This is a genomic window from Clostridium sp. HV4-5-A1G (assembly GCF_900184915.1).
GTDB classification, from domain to species: Bacteria; Bacillota; Clostridia; order Clostridiales; family Clostridiaceae; genus Clostridium_B; species Clostridium_B aromativorans.
Genome location: NZ_FXYI02000319.1, coordinates 1 through 1,768 on the forward strand (window position 1 = coordinate 1; position 1,768 = coordinate 1,768).

The 1,768-nt window shown below is 34.8% G+C and carries 1 protein-coding gene and 1 pseudogene; both read left to right on the plus strand.

The features are described from left to right. Positions 1–282 (plus strand): annotated as a pseudogene (locus J5G60_RS18170) (S1 RNA-binding domain-containing protein); the annotation flags it as partial. A gap of 59 nt (positions 283–341) precedes the next feature. Continuing rightward, the coding region (locus J5G60_RS18175) for an ATPase, T2SS/T4P/T4SS family (RefSeq protein WP_207876629.1) at positions 342–1,768 on the plus strand (1,427 nt) is incomplete at its 3' end.

The following is a 1,768-nucleotide window of genomic DNA, read 5'->3' on the forward strand; positions in this document are numbered from 1 at the left end:
AAGAGAGCTACAGATGATCCGTATTTTGAAAATATCAAGAAAGTTACCAAAAACAGCTGTTATGAAGCTGTGGTAACAGGAGTAGAGTCTTTTGGAATATTTTTTGAGCTGAAACATTTAAAACATGTGAGTGCACTTTGTCCATACCCTCACTGGGAAGGTTTCAATCCAGAGCCGGGTGACACATGCGTCATAAAAATAAAAAGGATTTTCCAATCTGAAGAGCTTAAAATGCGGAAAATAGATGCCAATCTTGTGAGACTTATAAGAAGAGCAAGGTAATTTTGTAGGGTGGTTAAAAACTAACTGCCCTACAAATATATATATGGGAGTGATAATAGATGGCACTTTATAAAATAGATACTCTTGATAGATTGTTAAGATTTATCAGTGATATGGTAGATGATAACCGTCAAAATGTTAAAAATTTGAGTTCATTAAAAGAAATGGCGGGTTTTGGTGATCCCAACAGTAAAGATATTTTAAAGGGTGTAATTATAAATTATATAAACAAGTCGGTGGATACTCAAAATATAAACTTACTTATAGAACAATACCATGTAAATTATTTCGAAAAAGTATATACAGGGAACAATAAAGATTTTGGCATGATAATAAACAGTTTGTGTATTCACAGGGATGACAACCTCAACGTAAAGATTGGGCTTCTGGCACAGATAATATTTCAGGAGCTGTATGGACTTTCAGTGATAGATATATACAGTTACAATGATGTAGATGGTCTGAATGAAATAAACTTAAATACCAAGGATTTCGTGAGCTTTCAGATAAAAGGAAGAAAAGAAAGGGTAAAAAAACTGTATTTTAAGGATGAAGTTTCCTATGAAGATACGATAAGAAGAAGTGTGTCATTTTCCAAACTGGACAATTTTCATCCTCTTGACTTTAATAATCCGGAAGTGAAATGTGAAAGAATTTGTGGTGCCAGGGTAACTGCAGTAATGCCGCCGTACAGCAGGTATTATTCACTCAACTTGAGGTATACGGGGGCCACTTTCTTTTCAAAAGAGTTTTTCATAGCTTCCAGGACTTCAAATTTATATATGGAGGAATTCATAGATCTCATAATGAAAGGCAGACCCAATATTTTTGTACTTGGTGGACAGGGTACAGGTAAGACAACATATCTTCTAAGGCTCATATCTTCTATCCCAGAAAATGTATCAATTCTTACAATAGAATCTACATTGGAACTTAACATACTCAAATATTTCCCGGACAAAGATGTCAAAAACTTAAAATTCTTCAAGTTGAAGTCTCCTGAAGATTGTTTTAAGACAGGGCTTAGGATGAACCGTGATATAATCATAGACGGTGAAGTATTGACTCCCGAAGAGGCCTATATAACTCTGGAGGCAATGACAAGGCAGAACAGGGGAAGCATGGGGAGCTTCCACACCTCCTCAAATCAGGACTTTATATATGACTACAAAAATATGCTTTTACGCGGAGGAATATATAAGACTGAGGAATCCGCACTATACGATATAGCCAGAGCAGTTAATATTCTTATATTCATTTCTATAAACAGGCAGACAGGTAAGAGATATATAAAGGAAGTATCGGAAATGATATTCAAGCCTGAAGATTATCACAGGCCATATGAATTAAGCACATTATTTAAGTATGATAGGAAAAAGGATGAACTGTTTCCTGTAAATCGAATATCCGAAGCTTTTCTTGACAGGGCTATGGATTATGAGTTTACAGAGAGTGATCGCGTTAAATTATATAATTTATATAAAAA